The sequence below is a fragment of the Dyella sp. genome (assembly GCF_051962475.1).
Taxonomy (GTDB): Bacteria; Pseudomonadota; Gammaproteobacteria; order Xanthomonadales; family Rhodanobacteraceae; genus Dyella_A.
Genome location: NZ_JBQCCF010000043.1, coordinates 16573 through 33277, shown reverse-complemented (window position 1 = coordinate 33277; position 16705 = coordinate 16573). Strand labels below are relative to the sequence as shown.

General features: G+C 68.8%; 19 protein-coding genes and 4 tRNA genes. 14 read left to right on the top strand and 9 right to left on the bottom strand.

From position 1 onward, the window contains the following. Window positions 1–124: 124 nt before the first annotated feature. Together infA and ACTHJF_RS10120 are read right to left on the bottom strand one after the other, a co-directional pair. Entirely contained in the window at window positions 125–343 is a 219-nt protein-coding gene (gene infA / locus ACTHJF_RS10125) for a translation initiation factor IF-1 (protein WP_014402653.1), read from the bottom strand. 82 nt (window positions 344–425) lie between these two features. Next, the gene (locus ACTHJF_RS10120; protein WP_440267003.1) at window positions 426–701 is read right to left on the bottom strand and encodes a polyhydroxyalkanoic acid system family protein; all 276 of its coding nucleotides are present in this window, start codon (window positions 699–701) and stop codon (window positions 426–428) included. 111 nt (window positions 702–812) lie between these two features. On the opposite strand from ACTHJF_RS10120, the gene ACTHJF_RS10115 reads away from it, so the two are divergent. From ACTHJF_RS10115 to ACTHJF_RS10060, 12 genes are all read left to right on the top strand, one after another. Next, window positions 813–1577: an FHA domain-containing protein gene (locus ACTHJF_RS10115; RefSeq protein WP_440267002.1), complete on the top strand. Its 765-nt coding sequence runs from the start codon at window positions 813–815 to the stop codon at window positions 1575–1577. Window positions 1578–1656: 79 nt separating this feature from the next. Further along, window positions 1657–2742, top strand: coding sequence for a 3-phosphoserine/phosphohydroxythreonine transaminase (serC, locus tag ACTHJF_RS10110; protein WP_440267001.1), 1086 nt, complete (start codon window positions 1657–1659; stop codon window positions 2740–2742). 78 nt (window positions 2743–2820) lie between these two features. Continuing rightward, window positions 2821–3909, top strand: coding sequence for a prephenate dehydratase (pheA, locus tag ACTHJF_RS10105; protein WP_440267000.1), 1089 nt, complete (start codon window positions 2821–2823; stop codon window positions 3907–3909). Continuing rightward, complete coding sequence (gene aroA, locus ACTHJF_RS10100; protein ID WP_440266999.1) at window positions 3906–5225, top strand: 3-phosphoshikimate 1-carboxyvinyltransferase; 1320 nt, start codon at window positions 3906–3908, stop codon at window positions 5223–5225. Before pheA ends, aroA begins: the two co-directional genes overlap by 4 nt. Before the next feature lie 142 nt (window positions 5226–5367). Beyond that, a complete protein-coding gene (gene kdsB / locus ACTHJF_RS10095; RefSeq protein WP_440266998.1) occupies window positions 5368–6138 on the top strand; it encodes a 3-deoxy-manno-octulosonate cytidylyltransferase in 771 nt (256 codons plus the stop codon). After that, window positions 6135–6599: a low molecular weight protein-tyrosine-phosphatase gene (locus ACTHJF_RS10090; protein ID WP_440266997.1), complete on the top strand. Its 465-nt coding sequence runs from the start codon at window positions 6135–6137 to the stop codon at window positions 6597–6599. The genes kdsB and ACTHJF_RS10090 overlap by 4 nt, the downstream gene beginning before the upstream one ends. Window positions 6600–6654: 55 nt before the next feature. Beyond that, window positions 6655–8481, top strand: coding sequence for an excinuclease ABC subunit UvrC (uvrC, locus tag ACTHJF_RS10085; RefSeq protein WP_440266996.1), 1827 nt, complete (start codon window positions 6655–6657; stop codon window positions 8479–8481). 80 nt (window positions 8482–8561) lie between these two features. After that, complete coding sequence (locus tag ACTHJF_RS10080; RefSeq protein WP_440267009.1) at window positions 8562–9203, top strand: CDP-alcohol phosphatidyltransferase family protein; 642 nt, start codon at window positions 8562–8564, stop codon at window positions 9201–9203. A gap of 50 nt (window positions 9204–9253) precedes the next feature. Further along, window positions 9254–9329: transfer RNA gene (locus ACTHJF_RS10075), tRNA-Gly, on the top strand. 159 nt (window positions 9330–9488) lie between these two features. Further along, window positions 9489–9564: transfer RNA gene (locus ACTHJF_RS10070), tRNA-Gly, on the top strand. 47 nt (window positions 9565–9611) lie between these two features. Continuing rightward, window positions 9612–9685: transfer RNA gene (locus ACTHJF_RS10065), tRNA-Cys, on the top strand. A gap of 119 nt (window positions 9686–9804) precedes the next feature. Beyond that, window positions 9805–9888: transfer RNA gene (locus ACTHJF_RS10060), tRNA-Leu, on the top strand. 43 nt (window positions 9889–9931) lie between these two features. On the opposite strand, the gene ACTHJF_RS10055 is transcribed toward ACTHJF_RS10060, so the two are convergent. The 3 genes from ACTHJF_RS10055 to ACTHJF_RS10045 form a co-directional block, all read right to left on the bottom strand. Then, window positions 9932–10528 carry a DUF1415 domain-containing protein gene (locus ACTHJF_RS10055; protein WP_440266995.1) on the bottom strand — a complete coding sequence of 199 codons (597 nt, stop codon included), beginning with the start codon at window positions 10526–10528 and terminating at the stop codon, window positions 9932–9934. 57 nt (window positions 10529–10585) lie between these two features. Further along, entirely contained in the window at window positions 10586–10987 is a 402-nt protein-coding gene (locus ACTHJF_RS10050) for an OsmC family protein (RefSeq protein ID WP_440266994.1), read from the bottom strand. 178 nt (window positions 10988–11165) lie between these two features. Then, on the bottom strand, window positions 11166–11546 hold the full coding sequence (locus ACTHJF_RS10045; protein ID WP_440266993.1) for a VOC family protein: 381 nt from the start codon (window positions 11544–11546) through the stop codon (window positions 11166–11168). Between the two features lie 103 nt (window positions 11547–11649). Here ACTHJF_RS10045 and ACTHJF_RS10040 point away from each other — a divergent pair, with 103 nt between their 5' ends. Continuing rightward, the gene (locus tag ACTHJF_RS10040; protein WP_440266992.1) at window positions 11650–13212 is read left to right on the top strand and encodes a protein adenylyltransferase SelO; all 1563 of its coding nucleotides are present in this window, start codon (window positions 11650–11652) and stop codon (window positions 13210–13212) included. A gap of 40 nt (window positions 13213–13252) precedes the next feature. Here ACTHJF_RS10040 and trxC read toward each other — a convergent pair whose 3' ends face one another. The 3 genes from trxC to ACTHJF_RS10025 form a co-directional block, all read right to left on the bottom strand. Further along, window positions 13253–13690, bottom strand: coding sequence for a thioredoxin TrxC (gene trxC, locus ACTHJF_RS10035; RefSeq protein WP_440266991.1), 438 nt, complete (start codon window positions 13688–13690; stop codon window positions 13253–13255). 68 nt (window positions 13691–13758) lie between these two features. After that, window positions 13759–14361 carry an NADPH-dependent FMN reductase gene (locus ACTHJF_RS10030; protein ID WP_440266990.1) on the bottom strand — a complete coding sequence of 201 codons (603 nt, stop codon included), beginning with the start codon at window positions 14359–14361 and terminating at the stop codon, window positions 13759–13761. Window positions 14362–14394: 33 nt separating this feature from the next. Further along, window positions 14395–14991, bottom strand: a complete 597-nt coding sequence (locus ACTHJF_RS10025) for a LysE family translocator (protein WP_440266989.1) — start codon at window positions 14989–14991, stop codon at window positions 14395–14397. Between the two features lie 117 nt (window positions 14992–15108). Between ACTHJF_RS10025 and ACTHJF_RS10020 the strand changes: the two genes are divergently transcribed. Then, the gene (locus ACTHJF_RS10020) at window positions 15109–16041 is read left to right on the top strand and encodes a LysR substrate-binding domain-containing protein (RefSeq protein ID WP_440266988.1); all 933 of its coding nucleotides are present in this window, start codon (window positions 15109–15111) and stop codon (window positions 16039–16041) included. Window positions 16042–16064: 23 nt separating this feature from the next. On the opposite strand, the gene ACTHJF_RS10015 is transcribed toward ACTHJF_RS10020, so the two are convergent. After that, window positions 16065–16598 (bottom strand): thioredoxin family protein, encoded by a 534-nt coding sequence (locus ACTHJF_RS10015; protein WP_440266987.1) that lies wholly within the window; start codon window positions 16596–16598, stop codon window positions 16065–16067. Window positions 16599–16705: the final 107 nt, after the last annotated feature.

Sequence of the window (16705 nt, the reverse complement as noted above, 5' to 3'; positions counted from 1 at the left end):
GGCCCGTGAGCCGTGCCCCACGGGTTGCGGACACGAAAAAAGGCGACGCCTCGGCGTCGCCTTTTTCTTGCTCCATGCTTCGTTCCCGACGCGGCGCCAAGGCAGCCGCTGCCGGATGTTCCGCTTACTTCATGCGGTAGGTGATGCGACCCTTGGTCAGGTCGTACGGGGTCATTTCGACCTTCACCTTGTCGCCCGTGAGGATGCGGATGTAGTGCTTGCGCATGCGGCCGGAGATGTGGGCGATGATCACGTGCCCGTTCTCCAGCTGTACGCGGAACATGGTGTTGGGCAGGGTCTCCTGGACCGTGCCTTCCATTTCAATGACGTCGTCTTTGGCCATGCTTTCCGTCGTTCGGTCGGCAACCGATATGGTCGCGTAAGCCAGCGATTATGCCACGTCCGGCGGTCTGGTTAAACATTCGTCAGGCGAACTGTTCGGCCAGCTTGCGCCGGATCTCGTCCTCGACCATGCCCTTGAGCGGCGAAAGCATCAGTCCAAGCTCGGCGTGGACCTCGACCGCCGCTGCGGTGACGGCGATGGAGCCTTTCACGCCGGAACGCGAAAAGCGCAGGGTGTCGCCGTCCCACTGGCTGTCCATGTCGAACTTCTCACGCATGCGGGTGGCGACGTGATCGACCTTGGCGCGGGCGTCGGCGAGGGGGAGCTGGTGCGGCTGGCGGATATCGATCTTGGGCATGCTGCGATTGTCCGGCATGCGTGCGCCGGCTGTCACGCCGGGACGATCGCAGCGGTGCGGCTGCAGGGCTTGCTTCTGCTAGAGTCCCGCCGTCCGTCGACTGGTTCACAGATGCGCATCGAGTTTCCCCACGCCGCCCGCGAAGACGTCCCCTGGGATGGCCCCGTACTCACCATCGGCAGTGCGCCGGACAATGCCGTGGTACTGGGCTCGCACCAGGCGGCGGCGCACCACTTGCGCCTGTACAGCGACCGGCGCGGTTGCCTGCTGCAGGTGCTGCCCGGCGGAAGCCGCATCTACGTCAATGCCCGCCCAGTGCGCGAGCGCGCGCTGCTGCGCGCGGGTGACGTGCTCAGCGTGGGCGACTGCCGCATGCTGCTCAAGGCCGACCAGGCACCCGACGAGCGCGAGGTACTGGTAATCCCCGAGCGCAGCCGCTGCCCGGTGGCCCTGCGCGCCGTGGCCGGGCCGCTGTCCGGGCGCGTTTTTCCACTGCACGACCAGCTCGAACTGGGGCCGCAGGCCGCGGTTCCGCTCGAGTTGCCGCAGGGGGAGGCCGCCTCGCTGAGGTTGTTCTGGCAGGACGGGCAACTGCGGCTCTCACAGCAGCACGGCTCGACGCGTTACCCGCTGCGCATCAACGGCTGCGAGGTCGATGGCGCCGCGCTGCATCCGGGCGACCAGCTGGGTCTGGCCACGCACCGCTTCATCGTCGATGCGCCGGGCATGCAGCCGGAGCCGGAACTGGCGAGCTTTCCTTCCGCTGACCCGTTGCCCGAGGAACTGGCCGGGCCGCGCGGCGAGGTGTGGTGGCTGATCGTCACGGCCGCCGTGCTTGCCCTGGGCATCGCTCTGGTGCTGCTGGTCCGGCTCTGACAGAGCCGCATTGACGTTGCCTTGCTGCGCCGCGCCATAATGCGGCGGTCCATCAGCAGGCATCGAGCGAGGTCCGGCAGTGAGCAGGGTGTGGAATTTCAGTGCGGGACCGGCGGCGCTGCCGCGCGAAGTGCTCGAGCAGGCGCAGCGCGAGCTGCTGGACTGGAACGGCTCGGGCATGTCGGTGATGGAGCAGTCGCATCGCGGCAAGCCGTTCATCGCCATGGCGGCCCAGGCCGAGGCTGACCTGCGCGAGCTGATGGCGATCCCCGCCGACTACGCCGTGCTGTTCCTGCAGGGCGGCGCAACCCAGCATTTCGCCCAGATCCCGATGAACCTCGCTGGCCCGGATGACAGCGCCGACTACATCGTCAGCGGCCACTGGAGCGAGAAGGCCGTGCGCGAAGCAGCGCCCTACCTGCGCGTGAACGTAGCGGCCAGCAGCGAGGCGCAGGGTTTCCGCCGGCTGCCCGCGCCTGCGTCGTGGGTGCTCGATCCCGCCGCGTCCTACGTGCACTACACGCCGAATGAAACCATCCACGGCGTCGAATTCCACGACATCCCCGAGGTCGGCGACGTGCCGCTGGTCGCGGACATGTCCTCCAACATCCTTTCCGCCCCGCTGGACGTGTCGCGCTTCGGCCTGATCTACGCCGGCGCGCAGAAGAACATCGGCCCCTCGGGCCTGGTGGTGATGATCATCCGCCGCGACCTGCTGGCCCGCCCTGGTCGACCGATCGCCAAGGTGCTGCGCTACGCCGAGCAGGCGGCGAATGACTCGATGCTCAACACGCCCAACACCTGGGGCTGGTACCTCGCCGGGCTCACCTTCCAGTGGCTGAAGGCGCAAGGCGGCGTGGCCGCGATGGCCGAGCGCAACCGCGCCAAGGCCGAGCTGCTGTATCGGGCCATCGACGATTCCGATGGCTTCTACGCGAACCCGATCGAGCCGTCCGCGCGTTCGCGCATGAATGTGCCGTTCACCCTGAAGGACGCCGCGCTGGACGCCAGCTTCCTCAAGGAATCCGAGGCGGCCGGTCTGTTCGCGCTCAAAGGCCACAAGGCCGTCGGCGGCATGCGCGCGTCGCTCTACAACGCGGTGCCGCTGGAGGCAGTGCAGGCGCTGGTCGCCTTCATGCGCGACTTCGCTAATCGTCACGGATGAAACCAAGGCGCTGCGCCGCGCTTTCAGGCACCATGACGGCCCGAGTGTTTGGACGTCTATCCATCCAGGTTGTTTTTCATGTCTGATTCGAAGAACCCGCTGAGCGAGGTGCGCGAGCGCATCGACAGCATCGACCGGCAGATCCAGGAGCTGATTGCCGAGCGGGCCATGCGCGCCCGGGAAGTGGCCAAGGTGAAGGGCGAAGGCCTGTCCGCCATCGATTACTACCGGCCCGAGCGCGAAGCACACGTGCTGCGCATGGTGGTCGATCGCAACCAGGGACCGCTGTCCGATGCCGAGATGGTGCGGCTGTTCCGCGAAATCATGTCGTCCTGCCTGGCGCAGGAAGACCCGCTCAAGATCGGCTACCTCGGCCCCGAGGGCACCTTCAGCGAGCAGGCGGTGCGCAAGCACTTCGGCCATGCCGCCTATGGGCTGCCGCTGGGCAGCATCGAGGAGGTGTTCCAGGAAGTGGCAGCCGGCCATGCCGACTTCGGCGTGGTGCCGGTGGAGAACTCGGGGCAGGGCATGATCCAGGTCACGCTGGACATGTTCCTCACCTCCGACGCCACCATCTGCGGCGAGGTGGAGTTGCGTGTGCATCAGTGCCTGCATGCGCTCACCGGCCAGCTGTCGGATGTGCGCCGGGTCTACGCGCATGCGCAGTCGCTGCAGCAGTGCAAGACCTGGCTGCGGCTGAACCTGCCCGGCGTGGAGTGCACCGCGGTCAGCAGCAATGCCGAGGCGGCGCGTCTGGCGCGTCACGACGAAAGCGCCGCCGCCATCGCCGGCGAGACCGCCGGCAAGATCTACGGGCTCAAGACCGTGGCCACGGCGATCGAGGATCGCGCGGACAACACCACGCGCTTCCTGGTGATCGGTCGCTCGCTGTTTCCGCCCTCGGGCAACGACCGCACCTCGCTGCTGGTGACGGTGAACGACAAGCCCGGTGCGCTGTATGACGTGCTCAGTCCGTTCGCCAAGCACGGCGTCAGCCTGAACCGCATCGAGTCACGCCCGGCGCATACCGGCAAGTGGCAGTACGCGTTCTTCATCGACGTTTCCGGCCACATCCACGAGGGGAACCTCAAGGAAGCGGTCGGCGAGATCGAGGCCAGCGTCGCCAGCCTGCGCGTGCTGGGCTCCTACCCGGTCGCGCTGCCTTGAGCGGCGCGCAGCGGGTGGACTGGACCAGCCGCCCGGCCGGTCCGTTGAACGGCGTGGTGCGCGTGCCCGGCGACAAGTCGGTATCCCACCGCGCGATGATGCTGGGCGCCATCGCCGAAGGCGTGTCGCACATTCATGGTTTTCTCGAAGGCGAGGACACCCGCGCCACCGCGGCGGTGATGCAGCAGTTGGGCGTGCGCATCGACGCGCTAGCCGGCGGCGAGCGTGTGGTGCACGGCGTGGGCCTGCACGGTCTGCGCGCCGCGGCCGGCGCGCTCGACTGCGGCAATGCCGGTACCGGCATGCGTCTGCTGACCGGTCTGCTGGCGGGGCAGGCGTTCGACAGCACGCTGGTGGGCGACGAGTCGCTGTCGAAGCGGCCGATGCGGCGGGTGACCGATCCGCTGGCGCAGATGGGTGCCCGCATCGAGAGCGACGGGGGCCTGCCGCCGCTGCGCGTGCACGGCGGTCAGCGCCTGCACGGTATCCGCTACACGCTGCCGGTGGCCAGCGCCCAGGTGAAGTCGGCGCTGCTGCTGGCCGGGCTTTACGCGCAGGGCGACACCGAGGTGATCGAGCCCCATCCCACCCGCGACTACACCGAGCGCATGCTGGCCGCGTTCGGCTGGCCGATCGAGTTTTCGCCCGGTCGCGCCCGTTTGAGCGGCGGTCACGCGCTGCGCGCCACCGAGGTGCGGGTGCCGGCGGATTTTTCCTCGGCGGCGTTTTTCCTGGTCGCCGGCAGCATCGTGCCCGGCGCCGAGCTGCGCCTGCCAGCGGTGGGACTCAACCCGCGCCGTACCGGCCTGCTGCAGGCCTTGCGCCTGATGGGCGCGGACATCCGCGTCGAGAACGAGGGCGAGAGCGGCGGCGAGCCGGTCGGCGACCTGGTCGTGCGTCATGCGCCGTTGCGCGGCATCGAGCTGCCTGAGGCGCTGGTGCCGGACATGATCGACGAGTTCCCGGCGTTGTTCGTCGCCGCGGCTGCGGCGGAGGGCGCGACGGTCGTAAGCGGCGCCGCCGAGCTGCGGGTGAAGGAGTCGGACCGTCTGGCCAGCATGGCCGCCGGTCTGCAAGCGCTGGGCGTCAACGTGGAAGAGCGGCCGGACGGCGCCACCATCCACGGCGGGCCGATCGGCAGCGGCACGATCGACAGCCACGGCGACCACCGCATTGCGATGAGCTTCGCCGTCGCCGGTTTGATTGCCCAGGGACCCGTGCGGATCGGTGACTGCGCCAACGTAGCCACCTCGTTCCCGGGTTTCATGGAACTAGCCAACGGCTGCGGCTTCGACCTGGGCGGCGTGGCCCTGTAGGACCGCAGCCCCGGATCGAGTCCGGGGCGAGCTCTGTGCGCGACCAGCTCTTGCACAGGCCGCCCGGTGTCGCGCACAGGTGCGCTCCTACACACGGGCGCGGCCTGCGGGTTAGGCTTGCGGGCCCGTGATCGAGGTCGCCATGTCCCAGCCTGATTTCATCGTCGCCATTCCCGCCCGCTACGGCTCCACCCGCCTGCCGGCCAAGCCGCTGCGCGCCATCGCCGGCGTGCCGATGGTGGTGCGTGTGGCGCAGCGGGCGCTGCAGGCCGGGGCCAGCCAAGTGGTGGTGGCGGTGGACGATGCGCGCATCGCCGAGGCGCTGGCCGGGCAGGGCGTGGACATCTGCATGACCCGCGCAGACCACGCCTCGGGCAGCGATCGGCTGGCCGAATGCGCCGCTCACTATGGCTGGGCCCACGACGCCATCGTGGTGAACCTGCAGGGTGACGAGCCGTTCGCGCCCGCCGCCGGCATCCGCGAGGTGGCGTTTGCCCTGGCCCAGGACGATGCGCCGATGGCCACGCTAGCCACGCCGATTGCCGATGCGCACGAGCTGTTCGATCCCAACGTGGTGAAGCTGGTGCGCGATGCGCGCGGCCGCGCCCTGTATTTCAGTCGGGCGGCGCTGCCGTGGGCGCGCGATGCCTTTGCGGCGGATCGCCAGAGCCTGCCCGCCGAGGTGCCGTTCCTGCGCCATATCGGCATCTACGCCTACCGCGCGGGTTTCCTGCGCCAGTACACCTCGCTGGCCCGCACGCCGCTGGAGCAGGCTGAGTCGCTGGAGCAATTGCGGGTGCTTGAACACGGCCATGCCATCGCCGTGCGACTGACCCCCGAGCCGTTCCCGCCGGGCGTCGACACCGAGGCGGACTTGGCGCGCGCCGAAAAGTGGCTTGCGGCGAACTCATGAGCCGCGGCGACTTCCTCATGGTTTGTCTGGGCAATATCTGCCGCTCGCCGGTGGTGGCCGAAGTGGTGCGCCAACGCTTTGCCGCGGCCGGGCGGCGCGTGGTGGTGGAGTCGTGCGGCACTGGCGGCTGGCACGTCGGCCATGGCGCGGATGCGCGCATGTGCGCGGCGGCGCGCGCGGCCGGGTACGATCTGTCCGCCCACCGCGCACGCCAGCTGCACATCGACGATTTTCAGCGCTTCGAGCGCGTGTTCGCGATGGATCGCGCCAACCTGCGCGATCTCACCGCGGCCTGTCCGCCGACGCTGCGCGACCGGCTGGCGCTGTTCCTGCCGGCGGCCGGTTTGGGTGGCGCGGACGAGGTGCCGGACCCGTACTACGGCAGCGATGAGGATTTTCGACGCGTGATCGCCCTGGCCGAGTGCGGCGCCGACGGCCTGCTGCGCCTGACGCCGGCCTGACCTGCGACACGGTGCGTTCGCGGCAGGCGCGGCCGCACACGATAGAATGCCGCTCATGCCCTCCGCCCCCGCGCATGCCTTCGACGGCAAGGCCTTCGTCCGCACCCTTACCACTTCGCCCGGCGTCTACCGCTACTTCGACGCGGACGACGAGCTGCTTTATGTCGGCAAGGCCGGCAACCTCAAGAAGCGCGTCGGCAGCTATTTCCTGAAGCCGCGGATGGAGCCGCGCATCGGGGCGATGGTGTCGCAGATCGCGCGCGCCGAGATCACCATCACGCGCACCGAGGGCGAGGCGCTGCTGCTGGAATCGCAGCTGATCAAGTCGCTCAAGCCGCGCTACAACATCCTGCTGCGCGACGACAAAAGCTATCCGTACATCTATCTGTCCGGCGGCGAGGACTATCCCCGGCTGGCCTTCCATCGCGGCGCACGCAACCTGCCCGGACGCTTCTTCGGGCCGTACCCGAGCACCTACGCGGTGCGCGAGAGCCTCAACCTGATGCAGAAGCTGTTCAAGGTGCGCCAGTGCGAGGACAGCTACTTCCGCAATCGCTCGCGCCCCTGCCTGCAGCACCAGATCGGGCGCTGCACGGCGCCATGCGTGGGGCTGATCGGCGTGGAGGACTACGGCGTGGACGTGCGCCATGCGCAGATGTTCCTGGAAGGGCGCTCCAGCGCGGTGATCGACGAGCTGGCCGGTTCGATGGAGCAGGCCGCGGTAGCGCTGAACTTCGAGCGCGCCGCTACGCTGCGCGACCAGGTGGCGGCGTTGCGCCGGCTGCAGGCGCAGCATCACGTGCAGGGCGCCAGCGCCGATATGGATGTGATCGCCTGCCGCATCGAGTCCGGCATGGCCTGCGTCAGCGTGCTGTTCTTCCGCAACGGCATCAGCCTGGGTACGCGCGACTTCTTCCCGCGCCTGCCGCTGGATGCCGAACCGGCGGACGTGCTGGCCCAGTTCATCGCGCAGTACTACCTGGAGCGTCCGGTGCCGCGCGAGCTGATCGTGGGCGAGGCGCTGGCCGACGAGGCGATCCTCGCCGAGCTGCTGGCGGAGCAGTCCGGCCACGCGGTGGAGATCAAGACCCGCGTGCGCGGCGAACGCGCGCAGTTCCTGCAGATGGCCGAGCGCAACGCGCAGGCTTCGCTGACCCAGCGTCTGGCCAGCCGGCAGACGCTGGGCGCGCGCTTCGACGACCTGCAGAAAGTGCTGGGCCTGGACGAGCCGCCCAAGCGCATCGAGTGTTTCGACATCAGCCACACCCGCGGCGAGCTGACCGTGGCCTCGTGCGTGGTGTTTGGCCCGGAAGGGCCGGACAAGTCGCATTACCGTCGCTTCAACATCAGCGGCATCACCCCTGGCGACGACTACGCAGCCATGCACCAGGCGCTCACCCGGCGCTTTCGCAAGGTCGCCGAAGGCGAGGGCGCCAAACCCAACGTACTGCTGATCGATGGCGGCGCCGGCCAAGTGGCGCAGGCGCTGGACGTGCTGCGCGAGCTGGGCGTCACCGGCATCGAGGTGGTCGGTGTGGCCAAGGGGCCGGGCCGGCGTGCGGGCGAGGAGACGCTGGTGCTCGCCGACAGCGGTCAGGAGATCCACCCCGGCTCGTCCTCGCCGGCGCTGCACCTGGTGGCGGCCGTGCGCGACGAGGCGCACCGCTTCGCCATCAGCGGTCACCGCAAGCGCCGCGAGAAGGCGCGCGAGCGCAGTGTGCTGGAGGACGTGCCCGGCATCGGCGCGCGTCGCCGCACGGCCCTGCTCAAGGCGTTCGGCGGCCTGGCCGGCGTGGAGGCGGCGGGCGTGGAGGAGCTCATGCAGATCAAGGGCATCGACCGCGGCCTGGCTGAACGCATCTATGCGGCGATGCATCCCTGAAGGCGCGGTGACGTGAGCGCGGCGATCACGTCGCGGCGTGCGACACTTGGCGGCGGAGTCACCCGAGGAAGCAATTCGTGATGCGCATCAACCTACCCACCTGGCTCACCCTGTTCCGTGTCGCGCTGTTGCCGGTGATGGTGGTGGCTTTCTACCTGCCGTTCCGCGGACACAACATTGTGGCGGCGGTGGTTTTCCTGCTCGCCGCGGTGACCGATTGGCTGGACGGTTATCTCGCCCGCCGGATGAAGCTCACTTCGGCGTTCGGCGCGTTCCTCGACCCGGTGGCCGACAAGCTGATGGTGGCGGTGACGCTGTTCCTGCTGGTGGAGTCGCACCACCGCGTGGTGGAGTCGCACTACGGCACCGCCTTGCCGGATCACGACTGGTTCGGCGTGGTGATGGCGGTGACTGCCGCGATCATCGTGGGGCGCGAGATCAGCATTTCCGCGCTGCGCGAATGGATGGCCGAGATCGGCATGCGTGCGGCGGTGAAGGTCGCCTTTATCGGCAAGCTCAAGACGGTGATGCAGATGGTCGCGCTCACCGTGCTGATCGTGCAGCACGACGCCGAGACGCTGCGGCTGTACCACGTGGGCGAGTTCCTGCTGGTGGCCGCGGGCGTGCTCACCATCTGGTCGGGGCTGTATTACGTGCGTGCCGCCTGGCCGGCGCTGAGCGGCGACCTCGATCGTCGCCCGGAAGAGCGTGACGATTCCTGACACAGGGGGTTGACGAGTCGCGATCAGACGCTAGAATGCGCGACTCCGATGCGGGAATAGCTCAGTTGGTAGAGCACGACCTTGCCAAGGTCGGGGTCGCGAGTTCGAGTCTCGTTTCCCGCTCCAGATTCAATGCAAAGCCCTGGCCCAGTGCCGGGGCTTTTGCATTTCAGGGCCGCGGTGCCGGGCATGGGCCGGCGTCGCATCGACAGTCGATTCAGCGATCGATTCCGGGTTCTGCCTCTTCCCATCCTGCTGCCTTCTGCTATCATTTCGGGCTCAGACGCGGGAATAGCTCAGTTGGTAGAGCACGACCTTGCCAAGGTCGGGGTCGCGAGTTCGAGTCTCGTTTCCCGCTCCATCTTTGGCGAAACCTCGGATCACCGAGGTTTTGTTTTTTTCAGCGATGGCCTGGTGGCAGAGTGGTCATGCAGCGGACTGCAAATCCGCGTACGCCGGTTCGATTCCGACCCAGGCCTCCATCGTGTTCCGAGGCAAGTTCCAGGCCTCGCATGAAGCTCGCGCCAGCGGGCTTTTTTTGTGCGCCGCGTTCGGGCCGGGCCAGCGCGCGCACGTGCTAGCATCGCGGCGCCGCGCATGGGCCCGGGTGGCGAAACTGGTAGACGCAAGGGACTTAAAATCCCTCACCCTCGCGGGTATGCGGGTTCGATCCCCGCCCCGGGCATTCCTTCACGCGCCGCGTGGCCTTTCCCCGGCGACTCCGGCCTTCAGGATTCCTGCGACGACGCCTGCGTGCCGAGCGCCCGCCAGCCGTCCAGGCCTAGCTTGCGCAGCGTGTCGATGTTGCGCCGATAGATTTCGTCCGGGTCGCTCATCGCTTCGGCCGCGCGCTCCACGCTGGCTTCGCGCAGCAGGTGCAAGGTGGGGAAGGGAGAGCGGTTGGTAGCGTTCTCCACGTCGTCCGGACCGGTGTCGGCGAACTGGTAGTGCGGGTGGAAGCTGGCCACCTGCAGCACGCCATCGAGCTTGAGCGTCTCCACGGCGGCGTCGGCGACGTCGAGGAAGTCGTTGTAGTCGAGAAAGTCGCCCAGCACGTGCGGATGGATCAGCAGCGTGGTCTCGCAGTCGGCGACATCGGCCGCAGCCAGGCTCTGCAATTCGCCGCAGAGGTCGTCGAGCAGGGCGTCGGTGTCGCGTGCATGACTCACCGCGTAGCGGATGCGGCCCTGGATGAACGGCGCGCGCGCAAACGGGCACAGGTTCAGTCCCACCACCGCGCGCTCCACCCAGCGCTTGGTCGCCTCGACGTAGGGCGCGTCTTCCGGGGTCAGGCCGGCGGTGATGAAGGGGGATGCGTCTGACATGGCGGGCTTCCGTGGGCGGGCCGCGACTATAGCGGGGCAGGGTTCGTTACGCGCGGCCTAGGTCGGTTCAAGGATGACCGGCACGCCGGCGCGCACGGTGTTGTGGATTTTGGCCACGGCGTCGGTCTGGCGGATGAGCTCGCCGAGCTGCTCCGGCGATGCCGACGATTCCACCCGGGTGCGATAGCGGATGTCGCAGGCGGCCAGCCCGATGCCTGCGAATTCGGCGTGCGCCTCCACCTCCACCCGGGTCAACGCGATGCCCATGCGCTGAGCCTCGCGGTAGAGGTCATTGCAGTAGCAGGTGGCCAGGGCCAGCATCAGGAATTCGCCACCGTTCACCGCCGAACCGTGGCCGTCCGGTTTGGCGGGAACGGCCAGCTCCTGCATGGAACCGCCGGTCGCGACGCGTACTTCGTGCGCGCCGCCGCCGCTTTGGACAAACGCCGAAATCCGCATGCTGCCTCCCGGTGCTTGCTGAGCTGGAACACCTTGAATCCGATCCGCGATCGCGTTGGCCGAGCAGCGCTCCGGGCCTGGCAAGGCTGCGCTGAAGCCGGCCTATTGGCAACCCGCGTCGGGCACGCAGCAGAAAGGCCGTACGACGGAGGTGATGGGTAGCAAATGCGCGGACGGCTCAGTGCGCGCTGACCATTACGCGGTAGCCATCCGGATCGCACAGCGCGAACTCGGCGGTGCCGGTATGGGGATTGACCGCCGGCTCGTCGTCCAGCGCCGGTACCAGCGCGCGGGCGCGCTGCAGCGCATCGTCGAAATCGTCGACCCGGAAGAACAGCAGCAGCCCGTTGCCGGGCGCGGCCACGGCCGGGCTGTGCAGCGACGGATGGTCGTGTGCTCCCCAGGCGTGCAGGCAGAGCAGGACTGTGCCGTCTGCGCCCAGGATCTGGCCGAAGTACTCGTGCGCCGGCTGGGATGCCGGCAGGCCGAGCAGCGTCTGGTACCAGCGGAAGCTGCGGGCGACGTCGTCGACGCCGATGATGGTCCAGAGACGTTGCATGGCCGGCTCTCCCCGAACGGCGGTGGATGGCGACCGACCATACATGCTGGTGAGCGCGGGCGCGCGGCTTGCGTCCGTCCTGCTTCGCCTCAACCATGCCTGCATGACCACACTTCAGTTCGACAACGTCTTCCTCCGCGAACTGCCCGGCGATCCCGAGACGGGGCCGCGGATGCGGCAGGTGGAGGGCGCGCTGTATTCGCGCGTGGATCCCACCCCGGTGGCGGCCCCGCGTCTGCTGGCGCATTCGGCCGAGATGGCGCAGACGCTGGGCTTCAGTGAGGTGGACGTAGCGCAGCCGTGGTTCGCCGAGGTGTTCGGCGGCAACCGCCTGCTGGAGGGCATGCAGCCCTGGGCCAGCAACTACGGAGGGCACCAGTTCGGCAACTGGGCCGGGCAGTTGGGCGATGGTCGCGCGATTTCGCTGGGTGAGACGGTGACCGCCGCGGGCGAGCGATGGGAGCTGCAGCTCAAGGGCGCCGGCCCTACGCCGTATTCGCGCACGGCCGATGGCCGCGCCGTGCTGCGCTCGTCGATCCGTGAGTTCCTGTGCAGCGAGGCGATGCACCACCTCGGCGTGCCGACCACGCGTGCGCTGAGCCTGGTGGGTACCGGCGAATCGGTATTGCGCGACATGTTCTATAACGGCCATCCGGAATTCGAACCCGGCGCCGTGGTCTGCCGTGTGTCGCCATCGTTCATTCGCTTCGGGCATTTCGAGCTGCCGTTCGCGCGCGGTGACCACGCCCTGCTGCGCCAGCTGGTGGAGTTCACCATCCGTCGCGATTTTCCGCACCTGCAAGGCGAGGGCGAGGCGCTCTACGCCGAGTGGTTCGGCGAGGTGTGCGAACGCACGGCACACACCATCGCGCACTGGATGCGCGTGGGCTTCGTGCACGGCGTGATGAACACGGACAACCTGTCGATCCTCGGGCTCACCATCGACCACGGCCCCTACGGCTGGATCGACAACTACGATCCAGAGTGGACGCCCAACACTACCGACGCGGGCCGCCGCCGTTACCGTTTCGGCCAGCAGATGCAGGTGGCCTGGTGGAACCTGTCGCGACTGGCCTCCGCGCTTTCGCCGCTGTTCGCCAGTGTGGGGCCGCTGCAGGCCGGACTGGACTGGTTCGCCAGCACCTACGCCACCGCCGAGCGACGCCACGCGGCCGACAAGCTGGGCTTGGTTGAATCGCGCGCCGAGGACGACGTGCTGCATGCGCAACTGCGCGGTCTGATGGCGCAGGCGCAGATCGACATGACCCTGTTCTATCGCGCGCTGCTCGATATCGACCCGGCGCACCCCGTGCCGACCGATGCGATGGAGGATGCGTTCTACGACGCCGATCTGCGCCGCCAGCACGATGCCGCGCTGCGCGACTGGCTGGCCCGCTACGCCCAGCGGCTGGCGCAGGATGCACAGACCCGAGAGCAGCAGCGCGAGCGGATGCGGCGCGTCAATCCGCGCTACGTGCTGCGCAACTACCTGGCGCAGGAGGCGATCGATCAGGCGACGGCCGGCGATCTCTCTGGCGTGCATACCCTGCTCGAGGTGATGCGCCGTCCCTACGACGATCAGCCCGGCCGCGAGCACTACGCGCAGAAGCGGCCGGACTGGGCGCGCGAGAAAGCCGGCTGTTCGATGCTCTCGTGCAGTTCGTGAGCCGGCGCAAGCAGGTTTCCCGCAGGTAAGGCGTCGCCGCTCAGCGCAGCGCCTGCGCCACGAACTGGCGCAGCTGACCGGCGTTGAGTGCGCCGGACTGGCGGGCGATCTCGCGACCCTCGCGCAGCAGGATCAGCGTGGGGATCGAGCGGATGCCGAAGCGCTGGGCCAGTGCCTGCTGGGCATCGGTATCCACCTTGGCCAGCCGCACGCGCGGTTCCAGCTCCTTCGCCGCTGCGGCGAACACCGGCGCAAAGCCGATGCACGGCCCGCACCAGGTCGCCCAGAAGTCCACCAGCACCGGCAGATCGCCGCGGCCGGCGACGGCGTCGAAGTTGGCGGTGGTCAGTTCCACCGGGTGACCGCCGAACAGCGGCTGATGGCAGCGGCCGCAGCTGGGGTGCTGGCCCGCCCGTTCGACGGGAACGCGGTTGAGGGCGCTGCAGTGCGGGCAGGGGATGGCGAGAGGCTGGCTCATGGAGGGGATCCCGGTGGGAGATGCCCGTGAGATGGTGGCTCGCCGCGGCCTTGCAAGCGGCGGGTCATTCAGCAGCTGACCTCGCGTGCCGATTCGGCGTGGGGCTGCAGTTGGGCGATCCATGGCTCCAGCGCGCTCGTGAGGCGTCGCAGCGACGCGGCCAGCGCCTCGTCGGCCAGCGTGCCGTCGGCCTGCAAACGCGATTCGGCGGAGGCCACGAACAAGGTCGGGGTCGGCATCACCAGTGCGCCGCAGGCGTGCAGCACCTGGCGCAGTGCGGTCTGGGCCAGGCGCGTTCCCCAAGGCCCGCTGCTGGCCCCTGTGACGGCTACCGGTTTGCCGTGCAGCACCTCGCCTTGCGGGCCGTCGAGCGACAGCCAGTCCAGCGCGTTCTTCAGCACCCCGGGCAGCGACTGGTTGTATTCCGGCGTGGCGATCAGCAGGGCATCGGCGGCGGCCACGGCGCTTCTCAGCGCCTCGACACCCGCCAGCTCGCCGGACTCGATGTCCTCGTTGAACAGGGGCACGTCGCCCAGATCGTCGTAGAGCTGGAGCGAGAGGGTATTCGGGGCATGCGCGGCCGCGGCCAGCAGCAGGCGGCGGTTCCATGAATCCCGGCGCAGGCTGCCGGGCAGGCACAGCACGCGATAGCGGTGGGAAGAAGCGGTCATCGAGAGAGTCCTTTTGCGGTGGGTGGGGAGGGATCAATGCGGGAGCAGCCAGATCGCGCAGAGCAGGATCAGCAAGGCCATGACGCCGTCCGCCCACCGGCGCGGCGTGGGCCGGGACAGCATCCCGGCGAGCGCGGCGCCGAATGCCGCCCACAGCAGCAGGCAGGCAAGCGGGATCACGCCGAAGAGCAACAGCAGCCAGGGCAGGCGCACGAGCAGTTCGCCGGCCGGTATCGACCCCGTGGCCGCCAGCACCAACACCCAGCTCTTCGGATTGAAAAACTGGAAGGCCGCCAGGCCCACGAAGCCGGCGGGCGCTCCCGGCGCATCGAGCGCCGCGGCAGTACGACCGAAGGCGCGCCGGAGCAGCGCGAGGCCCAGCCACGCCAGATAGAGCGCGCTGCAGACGCTCAACGCCAGGCGCCACGCGGGGTGACCGGCCAGCAGCACGGCCACTCCCTTCACCGCCAGCAGCAACAGCAGGAGGCTGCCGGTGACGATGCCGGCGATGGCTGGCAGCGCGGCCCGCAGTCCGCCGCGGCCCGCTTCGCGCCAGACCACCAGGTTGTTCGGCCCGGGCGTCATGGCGCCTGCCAACAGCAGAAGCGCCAGCGGCGCGAGTTCATTCACGGTAGTCATCCCAGGAGTCGGTTCGTGGCCGGCCGATCGACGGATCGGGCCGCATCGCCGCATGGTGGCGGCCGCCGCTGGTCCGTGGACGAAGCGCAATGGTCTAGAATTTCGACCATGGAAGATCTGCCACTCAATGCGCTTCGCGCGTTTGCCGCGGTGTACGCGCACGGCGGTGTGCGGCAGGCCGCGCGGGAGCTGGGCATTGCCCATTCCTCCGTAAGCCGGCATCTGGCTGAGCTCAGCCGATGGGCCGGAGTGCCGTTGCTGCATGCGTCAGCCGGGCGGGGCGTCTTGCGCTTCACCGCCCAGGGCGAAAGCCTGGGACGGGCGACGCTGGTCGGTCTGCAGGCCATTGCGCAGGCCGCGGCTGCCGTGCGCGAGGTGCGTCCGGCGCATGCGGTGACGGTGTCGACCTCGCCGTCGTTCGCTGTGCGCTGGCTGCTGCCGCGCCTGCCCCTGCTGGAGCGGGCGCATCCCAGGATCGAACTGTCGGTGCAGGTGGATCAGCGACTTGATGCGCTGGACGACGGCCGGATCGATCTGGCGATCCGCATGGGTCCGGGGCCCTGGCCGGGCCTGCACGCCGAGCCGTTGATGGACGACGCGCTTTATCCGGTGATGAGTCCGGCCGCCTGGCAGGCCGCCGGTTCGCCGAAGCTGCCCGAGCAGCTGGCCGGCCTGCGCCTGCTGCACGATCGTGACCCGCAGGCGGGCTGGGAGCGCTGGCGCCAGATGCATGGCCCCACGACGCTGTCGCTGCAGCGGGGTGCGCGTTTTACCTCGTCGGACCTGGTGCTGCGCGCGGCCGTGCAGGGGCAGGGCGTGGCGCTTGCGCGCGATCGACTGGCGGCAGACGACCTGGCCGCAGGCGTCTTGTTGCGCCCGTTCGGCGAGCTGGCGGTGCCGCTGGGGCCGTCCTACTGGCTGGTGCGGCCCGCGGGCGAGCCGCGTTCATCCGTGCGCGCGGTGTGGGCGTGGCTGCGCTGGCAGGCCGATGCGAGCCGCACGATCGGCTCGCCGGAATCTCGCACTCTCTCACGCAGCTGAGCCCAGGTGGGCGGTTGCGGCTGCTACCGGGTGCCGAGGGCGAGCTGGGAGCGTACGGCGTTCTCGATCGCGTCGTAGCCGCCTTCGCCGATGTGGGTGTAGACCACGCGGCCCTGGCGGTCGATCACGTATTGCGCCGGCCAGTACTGGTTGTGCCATGCGTTCCACGTCGCGTGGTCGTTGTCCTGCGCGACCGGGAAGGTGATGCCCAGGCGCTTCACCGCGGCCAGCAGGTTGCCGGTGTCGCGCTCGGCGTCCAGCTCCGGCGTGTGCACGCCGACCACCACCAGGCCCTGATCGCGATACTTCGCGTCGAGCGCCTTCACCTGTGGCAGCGCGTGCAGGCAGTTGATGCATTCGAAGGTCCAGAAATCCACCAGCACCACCTTGCCGCGCAGCGCGTCGGTGCTGAGCGGCGGCGAATTGATCCAGCGGGTGACACCGGCAAATGCGGGCGCATGGTCGCCACGGGTCAGCGAGGTTTGCGCGGCGGCCGGCACGGCGGCGGCGATAAGCGGCAGGGCCAGCAGCGTGAGACGGAGCAGGAAACGCGGCATCGGGGAATCTCGCAGGGGGCGGCCAGCGGCCGCGGTACCACCCATACGACGCAAACGGCCCGCCGGTTACCCGGCGGGCCGTTTCATGAGGCGGGCGGTTGGCGGGC